This window comes from Candidatus Phytoplasma sp. AldY-WA1 (genome assembly GCF_020312115.2).
Classification (GTDB): domain Bacteria; phylum Bacillota_I; class Bacilli_A; order Acholeplasmatales; family Acholeplasmataceae; genus Phytoplasma; species Phytoplasma vitis.
On record NZ_JAHRHX020000083.1, the window covers coordinates 1 to 2,068 of the forward strand.

Genomic DNA, 2,068 nt, shown 5'->3' on the forward strand with positions numbered 1-2,068 from the left:
CGTTAAACTTAGTACTTATTGGAGGCAACCCACTACATTCTTGTCTTTTCCTTTTTCTTTATTTTTATTTTGTTCTTTTACTGACACTTCTTCTGTTCTATTACATGGTTGTAGTAGTGCTCTATTTTTTCGGACAATTGTTCTTACATTGAAGTTTGTGGGAGAATGTTCACCCCACCTTCTCCTTTGCACCAGGCATGTATCTTTAAGTTTGGGGGTAGGGAAAAATCATTTGTTGTCCTGTTATACATATTGTGAATGCGTGATCATGTTATTTATGAGAATTGGATTTAACTTTAGCTGTGATTTGCATTTCATTGGCGAGCTTAAAATTTTGAACACATGATCATTTCATTAAGGAATCCAAGTTTTGGCACTTACCTTTGGCAGAAGAGATTTCACGTGTTTCATTTTGAATCTACCATAAGCACATTAGCACACAGTTTGTGGGGTATGACATACAAAACTGATTGCATCTATTTTCAATTTCTTGGAGTGAAGTGGGTGACTTGTTAGATAAATGACCTTGGCATGAGATTGATAAAAAGAGAAAAAAAAAAGAATTAAATTTCCCATTGAGCAACTAGACTTCTTGCCTCATTAAGCATTGACTGTTAACGTCAAAAGGTGTGAAATTTAGATTGTATGGCTAATTTTAGCTTCATAGCATTTTTTACTCAAGTTGGTAAGCCCGCAAGAGTGTGTTATAGCTAGTGCCCTAAAGCCATTTGGTTCGGGAGTCATTGGCTTAATACTCAATACATGGGTCAATTAGAAAGCTTAAGGGAGCTAAGCTTCGCACAGCCTGATAAAAAAAAAAAAATCATCATGCTTTGGTTGTTTCATTTAAGGGGAATACCAAAGAATTTTGAGGTATTGAATCATGCACATTGGAATTAACTTGAAGCCTCATGATTGATTGTTAGTTTACTTTACACCAATTTGAACTTGTGATGAAACTAGCCATTTGTATATGTTTAAACTTTTGAATTCTTAATTGTTTTGAAGATAAAGTTTATCTTGTTAAGCTTGCTAATGAATGAGAATTATTGTTTTTGTGATACTTCAGTCTTATGGATAATATCATTGGCATATTTGTGGGTAACATTTCTAGCAGACCCTCACAAGACTTCACCCGTCTACTAGGAAGTCCTAGGGGTTTAAAAGGCTTGTTGCATATGCTAATGCAATCGGTGTCTCCCATGAAAGAGGAAGTAGTGTAGATTTGCATTTTGTCTCTTTTTAATTTCTATTTTGTATTGCTAAGAGACTTGCAATAGGTAAGTTTGGGGGTGTGATGAGTAATGAATGTTGCACATTCAAGCCCCTTACTCGCATATGTTAGCCTCTTTGTTTCATTTTTGTGTAGTTTTTATGTTTTAAGCATTCTCAGGAATCTAAGGGAAAAACACAAGTAATCCTTCGGTCTTAAAGCTTCAAATCCAACAAAAGCAATCTAGTACTCCGCGAGGTAAAATGCTCTCGTGCACCTCAAAGGGCTCGAGCTCAGTACCACAACGCTCGAGCGCAAATCAAGGAAGGCTTGAGTGCAATCCCATGCAAGAGAGCACATGAATCCACCATCTTGATGAGCTCGAGCGCACAGTGAGCTTGACCGCAGAAATAATTGGGGTTGAGCGTATTCGTGCGGCAGAACTGATAGCAAGCCAAAACTAGAAAATGAAAGAAGTTTTCCTTCTCCTACTTGGACTAGAAGTTCTAAAAGACCACTGATTGGACTAGGGTGTCTCTTATACTCTATAAATGAATAGGATTATTGGCTAGCTTTTGGGAGAAAAGTCTAGAAATTTCAGCAGCTTCTTGGGATTGATTTCCCCTCAACAAAGGAGATTTTCAGCACTCCATGAACAGCTAAATAATCCATAGGGTATTGATGTAGCCCTTTCCAAGTAATAATGGTGTAATTGTGTTTTTTCTTATCTTGAGTCATGACATTGACAATCAAACACTATTATTCATCTTGACAATGGAAGCCGATCTTGGGTGATTTATTGGTTTCGGTTGGTGAGTCTAGAGATGAAAAGAAGATTTTTGGTGGAGGCAAAAT

The 2,068-nt window shown here is 37.0% G+C and carries 1 protein-coding gene; it reads right to left on the minus strand.

The features are described from left to right. Nucleotides 1-15: 15 nt before the first annotated feature. Nucleotides 16-192: a hypothetical protein gene (locus KTO59_RS04075; protein WP_284928782.1), complete on the minus strand. Its 177-nt coding sequence runs from the start codon at nt 190-192 to the stop codon at nt 16-18. Between the last annotated feature and the right edge of the window lie 1,876 nt (nt 193-2,068).